Below are 21,300 nucleotides of genomic sequence, written 5' to 3' on the forward strand. Positions count from 1 at the left end.
AATCAACCTTTTATCCGAAATGTTCCGCCGCCTGAATCGACCATTCACTGAAATCAGGATTTTGCTTTTTCCGTGATTCTTTATCATACACAAGCTTCCAGCGCGTGACTGATTTCGGCGCAAGCTTCACCTGCGATAAATCAAAAGCCTGCGCAGCGACGACATCTCCGGCCGCATCGCGCAGCACGAACGCCATATCTTTTTTTAGCGCCACTTCTTCCGTTCGGCCATTGCGCAGGAATAAGTCAACCACTAAGCTTCCATCTCTTGCATCATCCACCGCGGCACCAATAAAGTTGATCTGGGCCTCCGTCTCTTGAATCGCTTTTCGAATATTTTCCGTCACTTGCTGTTCCTGTTTTTCCATGTACTCACGCATCGAAAAATGTACCGCCGGTTCAAAGTCTAGCTCCGAAACGACCGGGCGAACCGAGCCATCCTCCATATGGAAGCCTACCTTCCAAGACGAAAAGTCGGCCTGTGGTACCAGAAAGTCATGGTGTGGGAACAAAAAGCGCAACGGCACCGCGCTATGCGCGGGAATCACCGTCTCCTTCATGTCAAACATACTGCGGGCCACCGTATTTTGATTGGCATCCTGTAACACCAGCGGCAGCCGTTCCAGAGAAATGTCCGCATCCATATTGTTGCGCAGTATCAGCGTCAGCTTCAGCCCGTTCACTTCCTGCTCGATTTTATAGCCGTCAATCGCAACCTGTCCTTCCGCAATCGGGGACAACTCGCTTATGAAGAACTGAAGTACGTATCCTTCCTCCTGAGAAAAACTCTTATCGTGCCCCGGCAGGAAATAAAGTTTCATTCTCGTATTTGTTTCCTCTACTTCGCCGGCCGCTTCCGCTTGTTCCTCTTTCTTTACCGTATTCTCTGCTGTCTCCGCTTCCGACGCTGCACCCGAAGAGCGGAGTTTTTTAAAAAACGAAATCATAGGTAGAATTCCTCCTTTTGTTCCTTGTCTATTATATCCTTTTTGCATGCAAAGCAGAAGGATAAAACAATGGAAAGTAAGAAAAATCTCCGGTGGCAGAACAGAACAAGCCGTTCCGTCGTCTTTTCTCTTATTTCTGTTCCCGCTCCTGCAATAACGCGCGGCGCAGCTTGCCCAAGGCCCGTTGCTTGCATTTTTTCATACGTTCATACGGCACATTCAGCCGCCTGGCAACCGCCCGCAAAGAATAGCCGTCACGAATATGCAAGGTTAGGCAAAGCGCCTCCATCTCCGACAAATATGCCATCCACGCCTCCCAGACAAGGGACGCATCCGGCGGCAATAAGTCCGCGTCTTCCCATTCCGGTGTCCCTTCCTGTTCCTCTTCATCCCCTTGTGCCGTAAGAAGGCGATGACGGTCATACCAGCGTCGTTCCTGCGCGTACCAGTTCAGTAGTGCGCCTCGCACAACCATAAACAAATAGCTGGAAAGCGAAGCGCCCCGTTCCGGATTATACAGCCCGAGCTTCTGCCAGCAGGCGATTCGCGCCACCTGTTTCGCTTCCTCACGCACCACTCCGGCAGAGTAACGGGATATCCAGCGCTCCAGCAACGGTTCATATTCCTGGAAAAAAAGTGCCCAATCTTTCTCTTCCATACTTCTTGTCCCCCATTGTGCGAGGGCCGGCCCTGCAAAGATTTCGCGCACTTTCATCCTAGCGGAAGCGCGCATTCGGCGCAGAACACGGTTATGGAATAGAGAAAAATTGTTCACCTTTTCATATGGGACATAGCGACTATCACGAGATAGGCGTCAGTTTTTACACTTTTCCGCCGTAATAGGGGAAAATTGAGCTTCTTTCCTGATGCGGGCCGTAAATTTATAATACACAAACTCGGCGTGAATCAGCTGCTTTTTCAAGCGCTGGAATGAATACGGAAGCTCCAGCGTATGGTTATCTTCAAGGACAAGGGTCACAGAGGCATCGTGCGAATGGAAACGGTAGGACTGGATGGAAGACATACTTACGTACGCTGTTCGGTGTGCCGCGTTGTCGTACCGCGGATACCAAAACGGTATGAGCGTCAGCCCGGCGGAAAGCACGAACGGCGCATGCTTACGCTGACCCAGTATCTCATAGGAAAAACGTAAAAGAAGCTTTTCGCTCATACAAAACCAGCGAATTAAACGCTTACAAAAATCCTTGCTGTTGCAGACTACATAATAAGTATCTGCACCAACATACAAAACCGTAACATCCCCCACACCCGGCTGCCGCGCTGGATAAAACGCATGGCCATGCCGCGCAAATTGCTCAACCGCTTCTGCCACTTCGACAAACTCCTCCATATAATCCCTCCCTATATACTACATTTTTAGGAATAATGTCCTTAGGTATATTATATCAACATTTTTTGTAAAATCAGGATATGATTCATCGCAAGTTTCATGATGATTTCCTAATATTTGTTGTTTTTCAACAAAAATCTATCCTGCTATCTTTACCGTCTCGACATCTGTATGATAGAACCTCATGTTCCCTGCCCGCTTGTCCTTTTCCCACAACAAAGGAAGAAGCGCTGCAAGTGTATTTCGCAGCGCCTTATGCAACAAACATTACTGGGCGGAACCGCCGCCAGCGGATGCTCCTGCGGCAACCCAAGGTTTCTCATATGCCAGCTTCAGATTATCAAGTTGAATCAATGTGTCAAAAATTTTCTTTTTCTTATCGGCTACTGCCAGCTCGGCAGCGGTCACGTCAGCTTTAATTCCTACGCCAGTATCATAGCGTACTTGCGCCATTTTCAACGTTTCTTCCGCTTTTTTAAGCTCAATCGTTAGCACTTTGTACTGTTCTTCCAGCTGCTTGATAGAATAATAGATGGAACGCATGCCGTCGGCCAAATTCTTCTTCGTATCTTCTACCTGATTAGCTGCTTTCCGCACATCGATTTCTTCTGCTTTGTACGAAGTCGGGCTGCCTGCGTTATACGTATACAGGTCCACATCCATGCGCTGAATTTTCACCTGTTCTTCCGCCATCGCTACGGCATCGCTGTTCGATACGATAAAGGTAATGTCATTTTCCAAATCAGTTTCACTTTTATCAAACGGTTTGAACTGTGGTTCATCCACAAGCGCAAAACGCGCCTCCTGCGAAGCGCCAATGAGCGCATTCAGCTTCGTCCAGGCATCATCCAGCGCTTTTTCGGCAGCAACTTTTTGTTTAAGGGCAGAATTATATTTTCCTTCTTCCTGGCTTAATTCGTACTGGCTCAGCGCCCCTTCTGATGCTTTATAAAAAGCCACATTTTTTTGCACTTCCTGGTTTTTGGCATTGGCCTCAGCCAGCTCTTTCTGTTTCTGCGCTTTTAAAACATTGTTGTAAGCTGTTTTCACCGAATAAATAATGTTATCTTTTTCCAGATCATATTTGCGTTTGCTGATGCGCCAGGCCATATCTGCTTGCACTACACCTTTCGCCTGAGCGCGCACCATTTCATCCTTTGGTCCATTACCCACGCCAACAGGATAATATTGAATACCTGAACCGAGATTCTGACGAATTTCAAACGAGCGATCGATTTCATCCCCCGCATTTTTCAGCGGAATGCTTGCGTTAAACGCCCGTTCCAGCGCCTGTTCATACGTAAGCGACTGGCTCTGGACGACCAAAGTTGTTTCAGCCGCGTATACCGGAAGAGAAAGCGGGAATAATAGAGCAGTAGAAAGGACAAAAGCAGGTAGCTTTTTCATATTTTTCATCTCCCTCTAACAAAAGGAAAATAGAGTTGTAAGAAAAAAGGAACTCCCATATGGGAGCCCCTTTTTCATGTAGTTGTCAAGCTTATTATTTCACTTGGATTGTGATTTCGCTCGTTTCTTTGTTCCAGTTGATTTCAGCGTTCAGCGCGTTAGCCAGGTAACGGATCGGAACCATTACGCGGTTGTTTGTTTTCTCTTTATTGCGCCATACCGGAACATCCATCGGAGTTTTTACACCGTTAATTGTCAGGAACTTGTCGCCGACTTTACCGGAGATTACGCGATCGCCTTTGAAGATTGTGAACGTGCTAGTTTTGTCATCCCAAATGATTTGATCGTCGGATACGTTCAGCGCATTAGCAGCGAAGCGTACCGGCAGGTAAGCGCGATCCCAGCCTACAAGCGGAGCAGCATCCATTTCGAATTCTTTACCGTCAACAGTGTATGTTTTGCTGTTGAGCTTGAATACGATGTTCTTCGCTGTTGTATCGGACGGAGCCGGCGTAATCGTTGAACCAATTTTGAAAGTTACAGCATTTTGCGTATTGAACGTACCCGGAGTTTTGTTAGACACCTTGTTAATGCTTGTTCCTACCCAACCATTAGATTCATTGACATAGTTTTCAACAACTGCAGAGCCACCGATTTTTGCTTCAATATCGCCTTCCGGAACGGTACGATCCAGAGTCAGGCGAACATCAGAAACTTTCAGTTTCATCGGCTTAGAAGTGCTTTCCCCTTTAACCGGGATGGCCAGAGCATTGTCATTGTTAATACGGCGGATGTTGCTGGAATCGATTGTGCCGTCGCCTTCTACTACTTCAACTTTCGGAACTTTAGAGAATTTCACGCCGTCAGCAAGCTTAACAACGATTTCTCCAGTTCCGCCTTTACCATTTTCGTGGTTCTTTTCAAATACGCCTTTTTTCGCTTCTGTAATGTAGAAGGTAGGACCTTCCTGATCCTGTGCACCAATTCTCAGCTTCGCTGTGTCACCTTCCACAGAAACTGCTGCCGGAGCAACTGCTTTTGCAACGACTACTTTACGTTCTTCAATGCCGCCACCTTTGATAGTTGCTTCGATATCCCCAGTTTTGTTTGCTTCTACGCTCAAAGCAACTTTAAATTCGATTTTACCAACAGTGGAACTAGATTTACCACCGTTGTTTTCCTCGATGGTAAAGCTGAATTCATCGTCTGTACCATCAACTTCCCCATTGATACCAACCTCTGGTTTGTTTGCTTTGATTGGTCCAGATACATTCCAATCAGAAACATTAACAACTTTCACCCAAGACGGGAACAACACATCAACATCACGGCCTGCTACAAGAGAACCTGGTACAGTTTCTTCGATTGTAATCTTCGCTGTCTTCGTATATTCATCGAATTTGCCAGCTACAAGTTCTTCTACCTTTTCAACTTTTACATCTACATTGTAGTCGCCGTATTTTGCAACCGTCACATCGGCATCAGAGAAATCGCCGCCGCTAATGTTAACTCTTACTTCACCTTTTGCAGCATCGCTATCCGCTTTGATGTGAGGCGTGATGTAAATGTATCCGCGATTGCCGGAATTGCTTGTATCAGGAAGATTTTCGAAGTTTATAATCAACTCGTTGTCAGAAGACGGTTCAACAGTATATTTGTCGTTACCTGCATAACCACCGCCCAGAGTGACATCTGTTTTCACCATGCCATTCCATTTAAAGTTGGAAGGCAGTTTCAATTTAAGAGATTGAGCGCCCTTCAAAGCACCAAAAGAATTTTCTTCGATGCGGATACGTCCACCATCGCCAGTTTTACCGATAGATTTTACTTCATCTACTGATGTAATTGTTTTACCGGAACTTGCAATAGCAAACACTTTCTCTTCGGACGTGATGGTGCTGTCCATAGCTTCTATTTTCAGCTTAAGCTCACCGCTTGCACCATCTAATTTAACATAAAGCGGAATTTTAATTCTGTCACTTTGATTTTTTTCTACAAATCCATCTTCTAATTTAACTTCTAAATCTTTTTCAGTTCTAAGAGTGGCTTTAACAACGTTGCCACCAGTTGTAATTTTGAATGAGTGGTCTTTTGAATCATAAGCACTAATACCATTAGAGTTAGTATCACTAGCATTTTTTATCGCTTCTTCATCCCATTTAGCACCGGATGGAAGAACAACACGGAACGTATCACCTGTAGAGAAATCAATATCGTCTTCATTCACATATAAATAGCTAGTTCCAGATAACTTGCTGTTGTTGTTCACATTCAAAATCTTATCAACAAGGTTTGAGCTGTTTGCGCTAGCAGGAGCAGCAAACGGAGCTGCCAGAGAAGCAAGAAGCGCAGAAGTCGTTAAAACTTTAAGAGCTTTATTCGTCTTCACGTTTTTTTCCTCCTAAGTTAGGGTAATATTTTTGCGGAATTTGCCACCGTGTTTACCATTCCGATTCTTAGCCGTCAGTAAACACGTGTCTTCATTGTGAAGGAACATTTCCGCTTTCGGTTCGGTTGAGAGTATTGTTTATCTATATATCTCGAGCCTCTTACTCCCACTATGTACCTTCACCCCCTTTCGAGGAGTAGAGCTCTTCTTATGTACAATGTAGTATAATGAAAGTTTCACGTGAGACTAAATCATAGAATGACTCTGGTATAATCTACTATTTCATGTCTCACAAAGCACAGTATACAATGCCCCAGTCTAAAAGTAAATAGAGAAGCTAGTAAAAAATGCATCTATTCACTTGTTAGACATATCTGCAATATACTGCATTAATATAGACGAATATTCATAGAGAAAAGTTGCGCAAAATCTAATGTATTTTTTTGTTTGCTACTTTCTCTTTGAAATATTCATCCTTTGTCATTTGACTTACATCTTATTAGACGATGAAACCTAAAAAAAGTTGCACCTGCCGAAAAAAATTTTTTTCGGCAGGTACAAAAACCTATCGTTTTTTCATGAACTGATTCTGTCTTAAGATTCGGTTCTCTCTTCTCTCAGCAAAGAAACACTAACCCCAAACAAAATCCAGAAAATAAACCCTGTCCCGATAACCGAGTCATTGAACATAGCCTGTACAAGGTACGCACACCATCCGGCAAACAAGCTGGCGAGAATCGCCTGCCGTTCTGTCTGAATTCGTCTTTTAAAAAGGAGCACATGCTGCCAGGCATGACGCACAATAAGAACGAGAAATGCCAGCAACATGATTACCCCTGAACCAAATGCCAGCCCAATGTACATGTTATGCGGCTTATCCACAATCGTGTTCGGATCATTGATTCCCGAGTTTTTATACGGATCGTCCTGCGGAAAGTAATACGCTAACGTATCCATTCCATAGCCAAGGAACGGGTTTGCCTGAATAAGTTCCAGTGTTTTGGACCATATATAGACACGCCCCGTTCCCGCTGCCCAGCCCTGCGGCGGTAAGTTGAATTCGTCGTCTGCATTTCCAGACTCGGTTGCCGCACTAGCAACATGCACAGAAAACGGGGAATGCTTTTGTACAAAATCTTTCCATCCAATTGCTTCGCCTGCGCTGTTCTTCCCTTCCATTGCCCCGCTGGAAGTTCCAAAGAAAAAGCCTAAACTCTCCTTCCATACTAGCGAATTATGGCTATTCATAGCAAAGAAAACTAACGGGAACGCAATGAGTATAACTAATGCTGGTAAAAGCGCGGCTTTTTTGTTTCGTCTTAGTAAAACCATTACAAAAATAAGCGGCAATAGCACAACGAACGTAACAAAGCCACTGGTTGACAACGAACTAAGCAAAAGAGCAAACGCAACAACGGCACAAATAATATCCAATGCCTTCTTCTTTCCTTGGCCAGAAAGCAAGGCTTTTGTCAAAAACAGTACAACAAGCATACCGGCAATCCCGCTAACATAGTTAGGATTGTTAATGGTACTGCTCACGAATCCGTTTAATGATTCTTTCGATAATCCGGCCGGAAGCAGAATCCCCTGGAAAAAGGCATTATTCAGTATATCGTAACCATAAAAATACGCGAGACCAAGCCCGGCATTGATGAATAAAAGCGGGTACAGCGCATAAATAAGAAGATCCATTTTCTTTTCTGTATACAAAATATTAGCGGCAATAAAGAAAAGAATAAAATAGCCAAGGTACGTCAGCGTTCCCTCATGTCGGTTGTACTGTCCAAACATCGCAAGCGTTTTATACTCCGCAAATACACCGGATAACAGGACAAACACAAACATGATAAGAAGCGGAAAATTTATATAGCTTGGTTGAATCTGATACCCTTTGGCCAACATCTTGTATACAAAAACACAAATAGCAAATGCAACTACAAGCATAAGCCAGATAAATTTGTAATATGTAAAAATATCCGCCTTCATCCCCGTATCAAGTGACGTACCTGTAATCACAGGAGAGAAGAAGGGAAAAATGGCGGCTCTTGTTAGCAATGGAATAACAGCAAGCGCAAACAGTAACCCCCAGATTAAGACTCGATCCGCGCTTTTCTGTCCTTCCATATTCAGCATTTGATCAATATTCATTCCCTGTTTTGTGCTCACTTTATTTCCCCTCCTTCGTTATTTATATTTCGTCGCCATCTCTCTCAGCATGGCGTCTGCCTGTGCGGATAACTGTGGATTCGTATTTACTTTCTTCGCTTCTTCTAAATATCTTTTTGCCTTTTGATAGTTTTGCTTCTTATATAGTACCTCTCCATACTGAACAAGATATTTCTGATTCCTCACTAAAAATGGCCTTTGCTTCCGCGCCTGAATAAAATATTTTTCCGCCTCATCATATTTACCCTGACCGGCAAAACTGGAAGCGTATCGCCATTGCAATATGTAGCTGTCTGAATGTGTGGCAAGCAACGGTTTTAGTACTTTCTCCGCTTCGGCAAATTGGTTTTGCTGCAAATGTTTTTGCGCCTGCATATATGCTTGCGCATCCGCTTGATACACTTTATCCTGGTTTCCTCCCATGACTATGGCAGTGATGATACCGATAAGTGTCAACCCAAGTAAGCTATATACAATATTATTTCGCGTTCGTCCTGAGACCTTTTCTTCCATTGCACTTCCTCCATTTCTCCTTTTCCTTTTACTCGCTTCGACAAATCTTGCTAATCATCCTGCCTATCCAACAAAAAACTCGTTGGCTTATCTTTTTCCACATAGAAGACGAACAGCCGCTTTGTAGTACGTCAGTTGAAAAGAAAACGACAAAAAAACAGGGAGCTTCCCTGTAAAAATGCCTAGCTTCTTCTTTTGCCCACGATTTTTCCTTGTCCTGCGGCTATTTCAAGATTCAATTTCTTGATTAGATCTTGTTCATAAAGCTGTTGATTATGGTTTACCCCGCTCGATTGTTCCCACTGAAAAACGACCCGCAATGTCTGCAACAAAATTTTAATATCAAGCGCCAGCGAATAGTTACGTACATACATTAAATCAAACCGTAACTTATCCTCTACCGTCGTACTATACTTTGCCATCACCTGCGCCAGGCCGGTGATGCCAGGCTTCACAGACATTCTATATGTGTAATCGGGTAAATTCTCCTTAAATTGATTGATAAAAAAAGCACGTTCTGGCCGGGGCCCGACCAGACTCATATCCCCTCTCAATACATTAAAAAGCTGTGGAATCTCATCCAGCCTTGTGGCCCGGATAAACTTCCCTAACGGCGTAATGCGCGGGTCGTCATCTGTCGCCAGGGTCGGGCCTGTCTTCTGCTCCGCATTATGTACCATACTTCTAAACTTGTAAATCATATATTCTTTGCCGTTCCGGCCGATTCGTTCCTGCTTGAAAATCGCCGGCCCTTTCGATGTAAGCGGAACGAGAATAAACAAGACAAGCATAATAGGGCTTAACAATACGATTAAAACCGCGGACACCACGATATCAAATGCACGCTTCAAAAACAATTGTGCAGCGGTTAATCCCGGAGGCTGTACGGACAATACCAACATGTCGTCAATTTGCTGGGGTTCGGCATCCAAAATAAACAACTCAAAAAGATCAGGAACAAGCAATACTTCTTTACCATATCGCGAATAATAACTTAAAATCTCCGCCCGTTCTTCCCCGGTTAATGCAGGACTTAATAACACAACATCTACTTCATGAATGGTCCCTATCATTTGTTTCCAATGGGCGACAGGTAGGAAACTATGAATAATAAACCAACCAGACGTATGCTGTAAAAATTTCTGGGCGAACAGAAGACCGCTTTCCAAACTTTCATCAATAATAAGCACTTTCCGCCGACCATACTTTTGCTTGGCAATCCACCAGATAAAGGAACGTATTCCAACAAACAGAATGATTTGAATGATCGCTGCAATTACAATGACACTGCGCGGAAACGAGAATCCGCGATACCAGAACGTCAATACCATGGTAAAAAGACTAAGCGTCCCAATGGATAAAATAATTGTATATATGAGATTGTAAAGACTTTTTCGACGCCAGTTCGAATATAAGTCGAACATATAAAAGATGATAAGCGCTGTTAGAGAAATCCATGGTAATACTTTTATATAGGATGACCAGTTATAAGTCGGAATGGTTTCGCCAAACTTGAACCAGAATGCCGCAACGATGCCGACATTTACAAGCAATAAATCAAAAACAGAAAAGAGCGCTTTGTAAAGTTTCATCATTGTATTCCTGCCCAATCTAATCGCTCCTTTCATAAATACCGTTTATATAGCGTAACCCAAGTACAACCACTCCTATTTTTTGTCCAACAACTGTTCTTCAGCAACTTTACGTAATTTACGTGCCGGATTACCAACAACAATACATTCAGATTCAACTGTTCGTGTTGCTACACTTCCCGCACCAATTACGCCTTCCTCTTCAACAATTAATCCAGGAAGTAAAGTTGCATTCGCACCAACTCTACCACCATCTTGAATTGTACACCCCTTAAATGCCTTAAATCTCTTTTCTGTTCTACCCATGTAATTATCATTACTTGTAACTACACCAGGAGCTACAAACACATCGTTTCCAATAGTTGAGAAAGCCGTAATATATGCATTCGTTTCAATTTTGCAACGTGTTCCTACTGTACACTCATTCTCTACTGCTACTCCACGACCAATAATCGTTTGCTTTCCGATAGATACCTTCTCACGAATCGTAGCCAAATCCGCAACAAAAACTTCATCATCCAAAAAAGCTTCCGCATAAATAATGGCTCCTGTTCCTATCGTACATCCTTCCCCGATCATTGCCGGTTTCCACTCTTTTTGCGCTTTCAAAATCGAACGTTTGGCTCTCATCGGTTTCTTTCCGATGACTACATTATCATGAATATGACAGTTATCCCCTATTTTGCTTCCTTCATATATGACAACGTTATGACCGATGATTACGTTGTCACCAATCTGAACGTTCTTTTCTATAATACAATTATATCCTAAATAAACATTTTGTCCCATAATAACTGTATTATCTATATGATTACTCATATATTCCTCTCCTTTACAATTCTTTTATTACATTAGCAAGCTGTTCAGCTTGCCTTTCTCGATTATAATACTTTTCAACAATCTCAACACCATTAATCGATTTTCCGTTTCTATTCATCTTGTTACTTGCGATTTTTTTACAGACTTCCGAAAGTTGGTACTCGTTATCTTCTTTTATATTGCCATACAAACCAATATCAAATTTTTCAAGGAATGCTTTAATTTCTCCCTTTACCGTCGTTATAATCGGTTTATTATGAAGGAGATAGTCAAACAATTTATTAGGAAGTGCCCCTTCAAAAAGCGGAATGTCTTTCAGACAAATAATGAATACATCGGCACAGGATAAATAATCATTGATTTTTGACTTAGAAACAGCCGGCAGAAATATAATATGACTATCCAGCTCCAACTTTTTTGATAAATTAATTAGCTTTTGCTTCTCTACCCCTTCACCAATGAAGACAAACTTAATATGTTTTTCCGCGCGAAGTTGTTCAGCTGCTAAAATTACTTGGGCTAAGTCATTAGCTGGTCCATGGGCGCCAGCGTACATAAATACAACATCATCCTCTTGGATTCCCATTTGTTTTCGCAAGCTTTCTTTCTTTGATTCGTTAATAGAAAAAGACACTGTTTTTAAATCAATGCCATTTGGAAGAAAGAAAATCTTATCCCGAGTAATCCCCTTTTCTTTCAAACGTTGCTCGATTCCTTTTGTTAAAACGATGATTTTTTCCGCATTTCGGTATAAAACACGTTCCATCCAAGCTAATATTTTCACAACCAGATTCTTATTGTTTTTACTTCCAATTTCAATTAAAGACTCTGGCCATAAATCCCTTACTTCCAAAATAAAATGCGCCTTCTTCCATTTAGCAAGAAGCATAGCAGCAAATGCTACGAATAGTGTAGGTGAAGAGCCAATAATACTTGTTGGACGTTCTTTTTTACATACTCCTACTAGAAACAGTGTCATTGCAAACAATAACATGTTTATCATTCTTGAAAAGCCATTATCTTTATACGGAATGGCACCTACCCATTGAAAAATGAAATTTTCAACTTTTTCCTGCTTTGAAATAACCCATGGAGAAAATCTGTATTTTTTGTTATGATGAACAAAATTACATCCCCATAGTAAAACTCGAAAATACTTTGACAAATATTTAGCCAACTCATAATGACGGGAACTGGCCGGATATTCTGGTGTTGTACTATATTGGTTAATAATCCATATGCTTTCCTTCATTATTATTCACCAAATAATTCCTTATACAGGCTTACGATCTTCCTACTTTCATGTTCCCAATTTCCTTCGTTCAAAGCCCACTCTTTCGCCCTATTTTTACATCTTTTCAAATACTCTTTATCTACTATTAAATTTTTTATCGCCTCGGCAATGCTCGTTGGCTTGGAAGGGTTAAAGAGCTCTCCGAAACCAATCTTTTTATTCAGTCGATCAATTTCGGGCAAATCACTTGCCACAACGGCCAATCCAGCCATCATGTATTCTGATAGTTTATTAGGCAAACTATAATAGTTATTTAAGCAGGTAGGCTTATATGGCATAATTCCAATTTCGCATTCACTAGCTTCCTTCACAAGTTGCTTCATGGGAACCGGAGGGCAAAATTCAATCTGTCCACTTTTGATATATGGCTCAGCCAATGAACGTAATTTCTCTTCAAGTGGCCCTTTTCCTCGAAAACGTAATATGACATGGGGAGGAAAGTACTTTACTGATTCTATCGTTTCTTCCAATCCTCTATCTTTAAGATAGCCACCATGATATAAGACGACTATCTTTTTTTTCACAGTATCTGATATGTTGCTTGCTTCACGCATATCAATAGAATTTCCTATTTTTTTTGTAAAGTTATGGACGACACAAGGTATTGTACGCAACGAATATCTTTCCATTAATTCTCTAGCAATTGATTGATTTACCGTGATAACTTGATCTACACGACGGATAAAAAAACTCTCCATTCCTTTAATAATTTTCTTAAACCATCCCGGAAAATCAGCTCGTTGCTCCACCCACAATTCATGCGAATCATATACACAATACGCCCCATGAATTTTGGAGGCGAGATAAGCAAATGGCAGCACTTCAAAATCATGAGCATGATATACGTCTGATTTCATCTTCAATGCAACCCATCCAATTTTCAATAACCCTACCATCTTACTTGCGCCTACTCTTAGCAATGTGAGTATGCTTAATTTCTCAGTATTTACTTTTCTTTTTAGTATATTGTCTACTCTATGTACCGAATAGCCATTTACTTGTTCTGTACTGGCTGTAGAAGGTGAAAAACGTGTTCCGATAACCGTAACTTCATACTTATCAGAAAGAGTTTCTGCTTCTTTTGTTACCCGTGGATCTGAAGTAACCTCATTAAAAACAAGCATGCAAACCCTTTTTTTCATCGTCGTGCAACCTCTTCTCTTGCTTTCCCATCGGAATCAACATATCTAGGGTCCTCATCAATGAAGATTTTAAACCACATCTCAATATTTATCATACTCCACAATGCCCAACTATACGCAGAAGAAGAAGCAATAAGCTTTTCTATTTGTTTATCATCAAAAAGGCTACGTTGTTTTGCATTTTTATCTAACAATATATCTGCAACAAATTCTTTGTCTTCTTCAAACCATACATTAATTGGTGTAGGAAAACCTTTCTTATCTTTACGATGCAAGATTTCATTTGGAATGATTCCTTCAATCGCTTTTTTAAAAATATACTTTGGTTCCAATCCTTTTACTTTCATATGCGGCGGGATAGTAGCCGCTAACTCTACAATCCGATAATCGAGCATAGGCACCCTTGATTCCAATGATACAGCCATACTCATCCTATCTTCCACCTGCAATAAACCGGGTAAATACGCCTTCATATCATGGTACAGCATTTTATCGAAAATATCATCTGTTACATCTTTGCGTATAAACTGAAAAAACGCTTCATCAGGGTTATAGCCTGCTAATTGGGTACGTAACGTTTCACTAAATACGGAAGAAGCATTAGCAAAAGAAGAACTGTACTTCCGCCAAACATCTTCAAAACTACAAGTCCCATTGTTATGTTCCATGAGGTTTTTCCTTATCTTTTCTATCGTGGTTTTTATGCCATGCTGCTTCATGTATCCTTTTACAAAAACAAACTTATTTGCTAGCTTCTTTAATAGAGATTGCTCAATAGCTTGTTGCGTATTTATAGATTTAGTAAAACCTGTTGATTTTTCATAGGTAAAGAAATAACGGGGATACCCGCCGAAAATTTCGTCTCCCCCTTGTCCTCCTAACGCTACTTTTACGTTTTTTGCGGCTAATTGACATACAGCATACTGAGGAATAATCCCTGGTCCCACACACGGTTCATCCATGTGCCACACAAGCTTATGCAACGACTTTTGGAAAAAACTTTTGCTTGGAACGGTTTCTAGATATGTCGTATTGGCTGCTTTAGATACAACTTTCGCGTATTTTGTTTCATCATAAAATTCATCTTCCGTAAACTTACCGGAAAATGTTTTAAACGGCTTCTGAAGGTGTTTAGCAGCAAGACAAGTGACTGTACTCGAATCCAATCCGCCACTTAAATGACATCCTACAGGGACATCACTCCGTAAATGTATACGGACTGCATCATCAATTACAGAACGTAGTTCTTCTACAAATTGTTTCTCCGTCTTCTCAGCATAGTTGAATGTAATATCCCAGTATTGTTCAATTTGTAATGGTTTGTTTTCCCCTACAATCGCATAATGCCCGGGCATTAGCTTGTGAATACCTTTAAAAAACGTTTTATCACCTGGAATATACATAAAAGAGAGATAGTCCAAAATAGCAGGATAATTTGGCTCTCGTCTAATGGTTCGATCCGCAATAATAGCTTTAATTTCGGAAGCAAATATGAACCGTTCATGATCCGCGTAATAATACAGAGGTTTGATCCCCATTCGATCTCTTGCGATGAATAGTTCTCTTTTTTCTTTATCCCAAATGGCAAAAGCGAACATTCCATTCAGCAAAGATAAGCAGTCTTTCCCTTTTTGCGCAAACAGATGAAGTAACACCTCTGTATCTGATTCTGTTTTAAAGCTTACTCCGGATCTAACAAGATATGTTCTAAGCTCTACATAATTATAGATTTCACCATTGAATACAATGGTATAACGGCCATCAACCGTTGTCATTGGTTGATGGCCTAATTCTACATCAATAATGCTTAATCTACGAAATCCTAAGCCTAAATTATGGTCTATATATATCCCTTCATCATCGGGACCACGATGAATAATCATATCCCGCATTTTACACAAGCACCCTAAATTAATGGGTACTTTATTTAAATCAAAAACACCAACGAACCCGCACATATACAGAGCTCCTTAATAATTAAATTCAAGTAAACTTTATTTATCAATAAATATTTTAAACCATAATTCTAAACATAAAGCTCCCCAAATAACACGACCAAAATCTTTCTCTTCTTGTATTGTCTTCTCTAATGTATCAGAATTAAATATTCCTCGATTCTTAGCTTGCTCATCTAATAAAACTTCTTTAGCAAACTCACCTAAAGAATTTCTAAACCACAAATGTAATGGAACAGGAAAGCCCATTTTATCTTTACGATTGAACACTTGTTCTGGAAGCAAATTTTTAACAACCTTCCGGAAAAGATACTTAGGTTGTCCACCTTTGAACTTTATAGTAGGCGGAATAGTAGCCAGTAGGTCCGCTATACGATGATCCAGCAATGGAACACGCGACTCTATTCCCCACGCCATACTCGTTCGATCTTCTACATGCAACAAAGCAGGTAGATGAACTTTTAAATCAAAATAAAGCATTCGATTCAAAAAAGAAGCCGAGTTTGAACCGTGGAAAACTTCACAAAACGAATCAAATACATCCTCGCTATTATTAAATATATCATGGTTATAAATTTCTTTTACACCGCCTGAACGGTCCATTAATCTAAAATATCGACGGTCTTGAGTTTCAAACAAACCTTCACTCCAGAAATACTTCAACATAGGAACGTACTGTTTTAACATAGGAAGGCTAGGGATGATTGATGTTAATGTAGCAGCATAATCACCACTCTTATCTGTTTCTTGGATGGCACCTTTTAAACACTCTTCTAAATAACCGATCAGGTATCTTGTATAGCCAGCGAAAATTTCATCTCCACCTTGTCCTCCTAATACTACTTTCACATGTTCAGAGGCAAGTTTAGATACCATATACTGTGGAAAAACCCCCGGTCCAGCAGCAGGCTCATCCATATGGTAAATAATTTTAGATAGTGATTCTATAAAGTCCACTTCCGTAGGATAAGTCTCTAAATACTGAGCACCCACATTTTCTGCGACCATTTTGGCATACAACGTCTCATCAAACTTCTCTCCTTCATCAAAAGCACCAGTGAATGTTTTAAGACTATCTCCCGTCATATTAAACATAGAAGCTAAGCTTACAACAGTACTAGAATCGAGCCCTCCAGAAAGATGCGCACCTAAAGCAACGTCAGAGCGTAATCGAATTTTTACTGCATCATCTAAGAGAGTACGCAATCTATCTACAAAATATTCTTCTGTATGATCGGTATCAATATCAAAGCTTAAATCCCAATACTTTTTATTCTCAATAATTTTACCTTGATCATTCACAACCATATAATGTCCAGGAAGAAGCTTGTTAACTCCATCAAACAATGTCTTCTCACCTAGAACGGTCTGAAAAACTAAATACTCTTGAATTGAACTCTGATTAGGTTTTTTATTTATAAGTCCAGTCGCTAACAATGCCTTGATTTCAGAAGCAAAAACAAAATTTCCTGATCCTCGCCAATAATAAAATGGCTTGACCCCCATTCGGTCTCTAGCACAAAATAGAATTTTCTTCCGTTCATCCCAGATTGCAAAAGAGAACATTCCAATAAAGTATTTAACACATTCTATCCCGAATTCTTCATAGGCATGAACAATTACTTCCGTATCTGTATATGTACGAAAACGATGTCCCTTGCTTCGAAGGTTTTGAGCCAACTCCAAATAATTGTATATACAACCATTAAAGGTTATCCAAATGGTTCCGTCCTCATTGGATAAAGGTTGCTTTCCACCTTCAGGATCAATGATTGCTAATCGGCGATGACCAAGCCAGACATTTTCTTGTTCAGAGGTCCATTCTCCTCTACCATCTGGACCTCTATGAATCAACGCCTTCAACATTTCTACGCCTATCTGGTTTGTTGGTACAGAACCAGCTTTATTTGATACAACTCCTGCTATTCCACACATATGATTTTCACCCGCATTATTTTTTTGTGGCTATATGCTTATATATCTCCAAAAGTTTTTTTCCTTCCACTTCCCAATTCAGTTCTTCTGCCGCTCGCTTACAATTTATTCGCATGGACGATAATTTTTGATTAGATGCCAACAGTTCTGTGACGGTTCTACCAAATGCTTCAGGTGAACTCATATCAGTTACACAAATAAATCCGTACTTCTCTTGCATCATTTGAAAAAATGGTAAATCATCAGTTATTATAGGGACACCTGCAAGAACATATTCGAATAATTTATTTGGTGAGCAATAGCGATGATTCTCATCAATAGGACGATAAGGAATAACACCAATATCAGCACCTACAGAATAATATAGCATTTCATGGCTAGGCACTTTTCCTAAGAAGAATACTCGCTCTAATACGCCTAACTCTTCAGCAAGTTTTCTTAAAGTAGCCTCATATTCACCATAACCTACAAGAGCCAGACAAGTATCTTCGGGGAAAAAAGAAACTCCTTTTATTAATGTCTCAATATTTCTCTCAGGAGAAATCCATCCTTGATATAGAACAACCTTCCAATCAGATGGAATTCCCCCTTTCTCTTTTACTATGTTGCCAGTATAACTTGTAAACCTATCAGGAAGTTCTGTACAATTCATAATTACTTCAGGTTCTTTAATATGGTAGCGTTCAGCCATCAAACCAGCAATGAAAGGATTCACTGTGATTACAACATCGGGATAACGAATATATTTTTTTTCATCTTTAAAATACTTACGTTGCAATGAAATTGGTAAAACATCCTGAGCATAATAAAGTTCGTGAGCGTCATAAATAAGCTTAGCTCCTTTTTTACGGGCAGCTTGAATACCCGCTTTAAGGCATGGTAAATCATGAACATGATATACATCTGCATCAAATTGAAGTAATTTTGTAATCATGAATTGGTCAAAAGGATTAATCTCAAAAAACTTTCGAGCCAGTCTCATAAAGACTTTATTAACAAACATCTTTATTTTGTCATTATCAGGTAGCATGGCTCTAATTTTTTTGAGCCTTTCATCATCCCAGTCATATTTGTACCTGTAAATTTCTATCCCATCTAAGACATAGTGTTCTTCTTCAGGACATTCAAACCCCGCTAAAAGAATGACAGAATGACCAGCTTGAACCAATGTCTTTGCTTCAAGTAATATACGACGATCAATCATATAAGAGTCAGGGGTTATCATTACAATTTTCATTAACTGTACCTCTATAAAAAATTCATTTTATGTTCTTCAAACAAAAGGAGCCTACACTAAAATTTTGCACCTAATATCTTGTAGCATAAATTACTCGCTCCTTAGTACCCGGTAAAACATATTTTAGTGTAGACTCTCCCTTTATAATCATTAAATTATCGTTTTTCAAACTAGATGTTGAAAAACTATTCTATACTCTCCATCAGATACTTTTCAATTACAGGAGTTTTCAACTCAGCTCTTCCAATTTGCCCACCTGTTTCCGCGCCTAATGTCGAGATTCCATTATAATAAACGAAATATTTTCCATTATCTCGAAAAATATTTAAACCATAGCGAATATTATCCCATCTTCCTTCCCAATCACGATCAACATATACAGGATTATTTGAATACGGTGTTACTTTATCTCCTTGTACTATATACATATCTAAATAATGTTGGTTAATATTGGTTCCTTCTATAAATAATATTAACTTACCATCTTTTCTTACTCCACCAATAGTATAATAACCATCTGCTAACTTACTATCCTTTCTAATAACCACTGATGGATTACCCCATCTTATGCCATCATTTGATACGACTTTTTTGATTTCAATTCCGTCATTTGCATTAGAGCAATAATACATTTCAAATAAATTATTTTCTGTAATGGTAATAAAAGGATCAAGAATTTTATCTTTTAAAATTTCTCTACCTATTCTCCACTTTAATCCATCGGGAGAATATGCTATATACAGCTTGTTATATTGGTCACCTTGATTTTGAGCAACGGAAAAATACATCAAATATTTCTTTTCACTGTCGCCTTTTATCGGATTCTCTATAACAAATGGAAAAGCATAATTCCCTTTAAATTCTAGGTTTTTCTCATCAAATAATCTCCCTTGTTTTACCCAGCTATGCCCATCTTTACTAGTAGCTAAAAATATTCTCCATCTATTATCATCGCCATACGCACTATAATACAAAAAGTAAATATCACCATTTCTCATTATAGAAGGATACTCCACATGTTTTGATTCCTCTGAATTAGAAGTAAGCGAAATAACCGGCTCATTCGTAGTATTTTCAAACAAATTTTCTGGGAAACGATCAAGCCAACGGGCAGGAACCATTTTTTTAGAATGTTCCCAACGTTTTGCGTAATATAAAAATGTTTTAGAATTTGCTACTTTACCTATAATATCTACTAAAATTTGATTATCATCCAAATATTTAACATCGATTGGCGAATTCGGATTAGATGCCGTTCTTTTCAAAAAACTATCGATAAATTCAGGTTTCAACTCAAAACGTTCTTTCCGCATAGATAGAGAAGAAGGTAGTTTTCCAATTAACCAATATTCATTTTCGTCATATAATTGCAAATCAATATTCTTGTTATCTCTCGAAATATAGTTTACTTCTATAAATAACTGATTATATTTATTAAAATCATTTAAATATACAAATTTAAACGGCGAATGGTTATACTTTCCTTTAATGCCATTAACCATCCTTCCCGATATTGATTGTAAAGAAGTAGGAGACCCCCAATTCATATAAATCGGATCTGCCCAAATATAAAAATTATTATTAACATCATCATCATTTTTCGATCCTACCTTCACCTCAGATAAGATCTTTTCATTATCTTTATTTTTCCCAATTAATTTTACATTAAATATAAAAGCATTTCCATCACCTACAAATCTCCCCGTAATTTCTTTCCTAACAGGAGCTAAACTATACGAAGAAATAGGTGAACCAAAATAAGGAAGTGTTACTTCATACTCTTTCAATAAAGGTTCAAACCTTGCGACTGATTTTTGGAACAAAACTTCAGCTTCATGATTGTTCATAATGACAGAATAATCATAAAGCGCCAACATACTTACTGCTGCTCCATTTAATACTCTTGTTGGTATCTTAGTAGGATACTCTTCAAAAAAAGGACCTTCCTTTTCAAAACGAGTAAAGCCACCTTTTTCTATTGGAACTGTATAAGAACGATAAATTCTATCAGCAACATCTTTATACTTTTTTTCATTTGTTTTTTCATAAAGATAGGAAAAAAGACCAAGCGATAGCCCTTGTGTCAATGCTGAATTCCAAGGTGCTTTTAACGAATAAGGATAATATGGTGCAAAATCGAAATTAAAAGGAAAGAAGATAGCACCATCTATTTGTTTAGAATGTTTTAACAGCCACTGAGCATGTTTATCTGCCGCGGATACATTGTTGGCTAATATAAACGCTAACCCATCTGCTGCAACTTTTGTTGGATTAGCAATAGGCTTTCCATCTGTCTTCCATCCCATCTGTGGCTCTACATAAGGATTAACAATACTTTCATCATCTTTAGAATTAAAAATATTTTTATAAAAATTTCCTATATAAAACTGTTGTAAAGCTAATTTATCTAAACCACTTCCTTTATCTAATTTCACATTTGCATAGACACTAGTATTTAAAACTATAGTGCTTACCAAAACAATAGCAATAACAAAAATAATAATATACTTTTTACAGAATGATGATTCTTTATTTTTTGTCTTGAACATTA

15 protein-coding genes are annotated in these 21,300 nt (G+C 39.4%); all 15 read right to left on the minus strand.

Annotated elements, in window-relative coordinates:
• Positions 1-10: 10 nt before the first annotated feature.
• On the minus strand, positions 11-946 hold the full coding sequence (locus K3F53_RS17120; protein WP_220559163.1) for an SLAP domain-containing protein: 936 nt from the start codon (positions 944-946) through the stop codon (positions 11-13).
• Positions 947-1,076: 130 nt separating this feature from the next.
• Positions 1,077-1,604 carry a sigma-70 family RNA polymerase sigma factor gene (locus tag K3F53_RS17125; protein ID WP_057897478.1) on the minus strand — a complete coding sequence of 176 codons (528 nt, stop codon included), beginning with the start codon at positions 1,602-1,604 and terminating at the stop codon, positions 1,077-1,079.
• Between the two features lie 156 nt (positions 1,605-1,760).
• Positions 1,761-2,297, minus strand: a complete 537-nt coding sequence (locus K3F53_RS17130) for a competence protein ComK (RefSeq protein ID WP_057897477.1) — start codon at positions 2,295-2,297, stop codon at positions 1,761-1,763.
• Positions 2,298-2,564: 267 nt separating this feature from the next.
• Positions 2,565-3,704 carry a TolC family protein gene (locus K3F53_RS17135; protein ID WP_220559164.1) on the minus strand — a complete coding sequence of 380 codons (1,140 nt, stop codon included), beginning with the start codon at positions 3,702-3,704 and terminating at the stop codon, positions 2,565-2,567.
• 94 nt (positions 3,705-3,798) lie between these two features.
• On the minus strand, positions 3,799-6,093 hold the full coding sequence (locus K3F53_RS17140; protein WP_220559165.1) for a copper amine oxidase N-terminal domain-containing protein: 2,295 nt from the start codon (positions 6,091-6,093) through the stop codon (positions 3,799-3,801).
• A 594-nt stretch (positions 6,094-6,687) separates the two neighbouring features.
• Positions 6,688-8,262, minus strand: coding sequence for an O-antigen ligase family protein (locus K3F53_RS17145; RefSeq protein ID WP_057897474.1), 1,575 nt, complete (start codon positions 8,260-8,262; stop codon positions 6,688-6,690).
• A gap of 18 nt (positions 8,263-8,280) precedes the next feature.
• On the minus strand, positions 8,281-8,775 hold the full coding sequence (locus tag K3F53_RS17150; RefSeq protein WP_057897473.1) for a tetratricopeptide repeat protein: 495 nt from the start codon (positions 8,773-8,775) through the stop codon (positions 8,281-8,283).
• Between the two features lie 182 nt (positions 8,776-8,957).
• Positions 8,958-10,370, minus strand: coding sequence for a sugar transferase (locus K3F53_RS17155; protein WP_220559166.1), 1,413 nt, complete (start codon positions 10,368-10,370; stop codon positions 8,958-8,960).
• Between the two features lie 72 nt (positions 10,371-10,442).
• Positions 10,443-11,186, minus strand: coding sequence for an acyltransferase (locus K3F53_RS17160; protein ID WP_246615657.1), 744 nt, complete (start codon positions 11,184-11,186; stop codon positions 10,443-10,445).
• 13 nt (positions 11,187-11,199) lie between these two features.
• Positions 11,200-12,438 carry a glycosyltransferase family 4 protein gene (locus K3F53_RS17165; RefSeq protein WP_220559167.1) on the minus strand — a complete coding sequence of 413 codons (1,239 nt, stop codon included), beginning with the start codon at positions 12,436-12,438 and terminating at the stop codon, positions 11,200-11,202.
• 2 nt (positions 12,439-12,440) lie between these two features.
• A complete protein-coding gene (locus tag K3F53_RS17170) occupies positions 12,441-13,622 on the minus strand; it encodes a glycosyltransferase family 4 protein (RefSeq protein ID WP_220559168.1) in 1,182 nt (393 codons plus the stop codon).
• On the minus strand, positions 13,619-15,580 hold the full coding sequence (gene asnB, locus K3F53_RS17175; protein ID WP_220559169.1) for an asparagine synthase (glutamine-hydrolyzing): 1,962 nt from the start codon (positions 15,578-15,580) through the stop codon (positions 13,619-13,621). Before asnB (K3F53_RS17175) ends, K3F53_RS17170 begins: the two co-directional genes overlap by 4 nt.
• 36 nt (positions 15,581-15,616) lie before the next feature.
• Positions 15,617-17,512 carry an asparagine synthase (glutamine-hydrolyzing) gene (gene asnB, locus K3F53_RS17180; RefSeq protein WP_220559170.1) on the minus strand — a complete coding sequence of 632 codons (1,896 nt, stop codon included), beginning with the start codon at positions 17,510-17,512 and terminating at the stop codon, positions 15,617-15,619.
• Positions 17,513-17,528: 16 nt separating this feature from the next.
• Entirely contained in the window at positions 17,529-18,749 is a 1,221-nt protein-coding gene (locus K3F53_RS17185) for a glycosyltransferase family 4 protein (RefSeq protein ID WP_246615658.1), read from the minus strand.
• 185 nt (positions 18,750-18,934) lie between these two features.
• Positions 18,935-21,298: a D-glucuronyl C5-epimerase family protein gene (locus tag K3F53_RS17190; protein ID WP_220559171.1), complete on the minus strand. Its 2,364-nt coding sequence runs from the start codon at positions 21,296-21,298 to the stop codon at positions 18,935-18,937.
• Positions 21,299-21,300: the final 2 nt, after the last annotated feature.

The organism is Aneurinibacillus thermoaerophilus (assembly GCF_019603355.1).
Taxonomy (GTDB): domain Bacteria; phylum Bacillota; class Bacilli; order Aneurinibacillales; family Aneurinibacillaceae; genus Aneurinibacillus; species Aneurinibacillus thermoaerophilus.

Bases quoted from the DNA above. Each gene is read 5' to 3' on its own strand.
- K3F53_RS17120 (WP_220559163.1), bottom strand. From the start codon at position 946: ATGATTTCGTTTTTTAAAAAACTCCGCTCTTCGGGTGCAGCGTCGGAA.
- K3F53_RS17125 (WP_057897478.1), bottom strand. From the start codon at position 1,604: ATGGAAGAGAAAGATTGGGCACTTTTTTTCCAGGAATATGAACCGTTG.
- K3F53_RS17130 (WP_057897477.1), bottom strand. From the start codon at position 2,297: ATGGAGGAGTTTGTCGAAGTGGCAGAAGCGGTTGAGCAATTTGCGCGG.
- K3F53_RS17135 (WP_220559164.1), bottom strand. From the start codon at position 3,704: ATGAAAAAGCTACCTGCTTTTGTCCTTTCTACTGCTCTATTATTCCCG.
- K3F53_RS17150 (WP_057897473.1), bottom strand. From the start codon at position 8,775: ATGGAAGAAAAGGTCTCAGGACGAACGCGAAATAATATTGTATATAGC.
- K3F53_RS17155 (WP_220559166.1), bottom strand. From the start codon at position 10,370: ATGATGAAACTTTACAAAGCGCTCTTTTCTGTTTTTGATTTATTGCTT.
- K3F53_RS17160 (WP_246615657.1), bottom strand. From the start codon at position 11,186: ATGAGTAATCATATAGATAATACAGTTATTATGGGACAAAATGTTTAT.
- K3F53_RS17165 (WP_220559167.1), bottom strand. From the start codon at position 12,438: ATGAAGGAAAGCATATGGATTATTAACCAATATAGTACAACACCAGAA.
- K3F53_RS17170 (WP_220559168.1), bottom strand. From the start codon at position 13,622: ATGAAAAAAAGGGTTTGCATGCTTGTTTTTAATGAGGTTACTTCAGAT.
- asnB (WP_220559169.1), bottom strand. From the start codon at position 15,580: ATGTGCGGGTTCGTTGGTGTTTTTGATTTAAATAAAGTACCCATTAAT.
- asnB (WP_220559170.1), bottom strand. From the start codon at position 17,512: ATGTGTGGAATAGCAGGAGTTGTATCAAATAAAGCTGGTTCTGTACCA.
- K3F53_RS17185 (WP_246615658.1), bottom strand. From the start codon at position 18,749: ATGAAAATTGTAATGATAACCCCTGACTCTTATATGATTGATCGTCGT.
- K3F53_RS17190 (WP_220559171.1), bottom strand. From the start codon at position 21,298: ATGTTCAAGACAAAAAATAAAGAATCATCATTCTGTAAAAAGTATATT.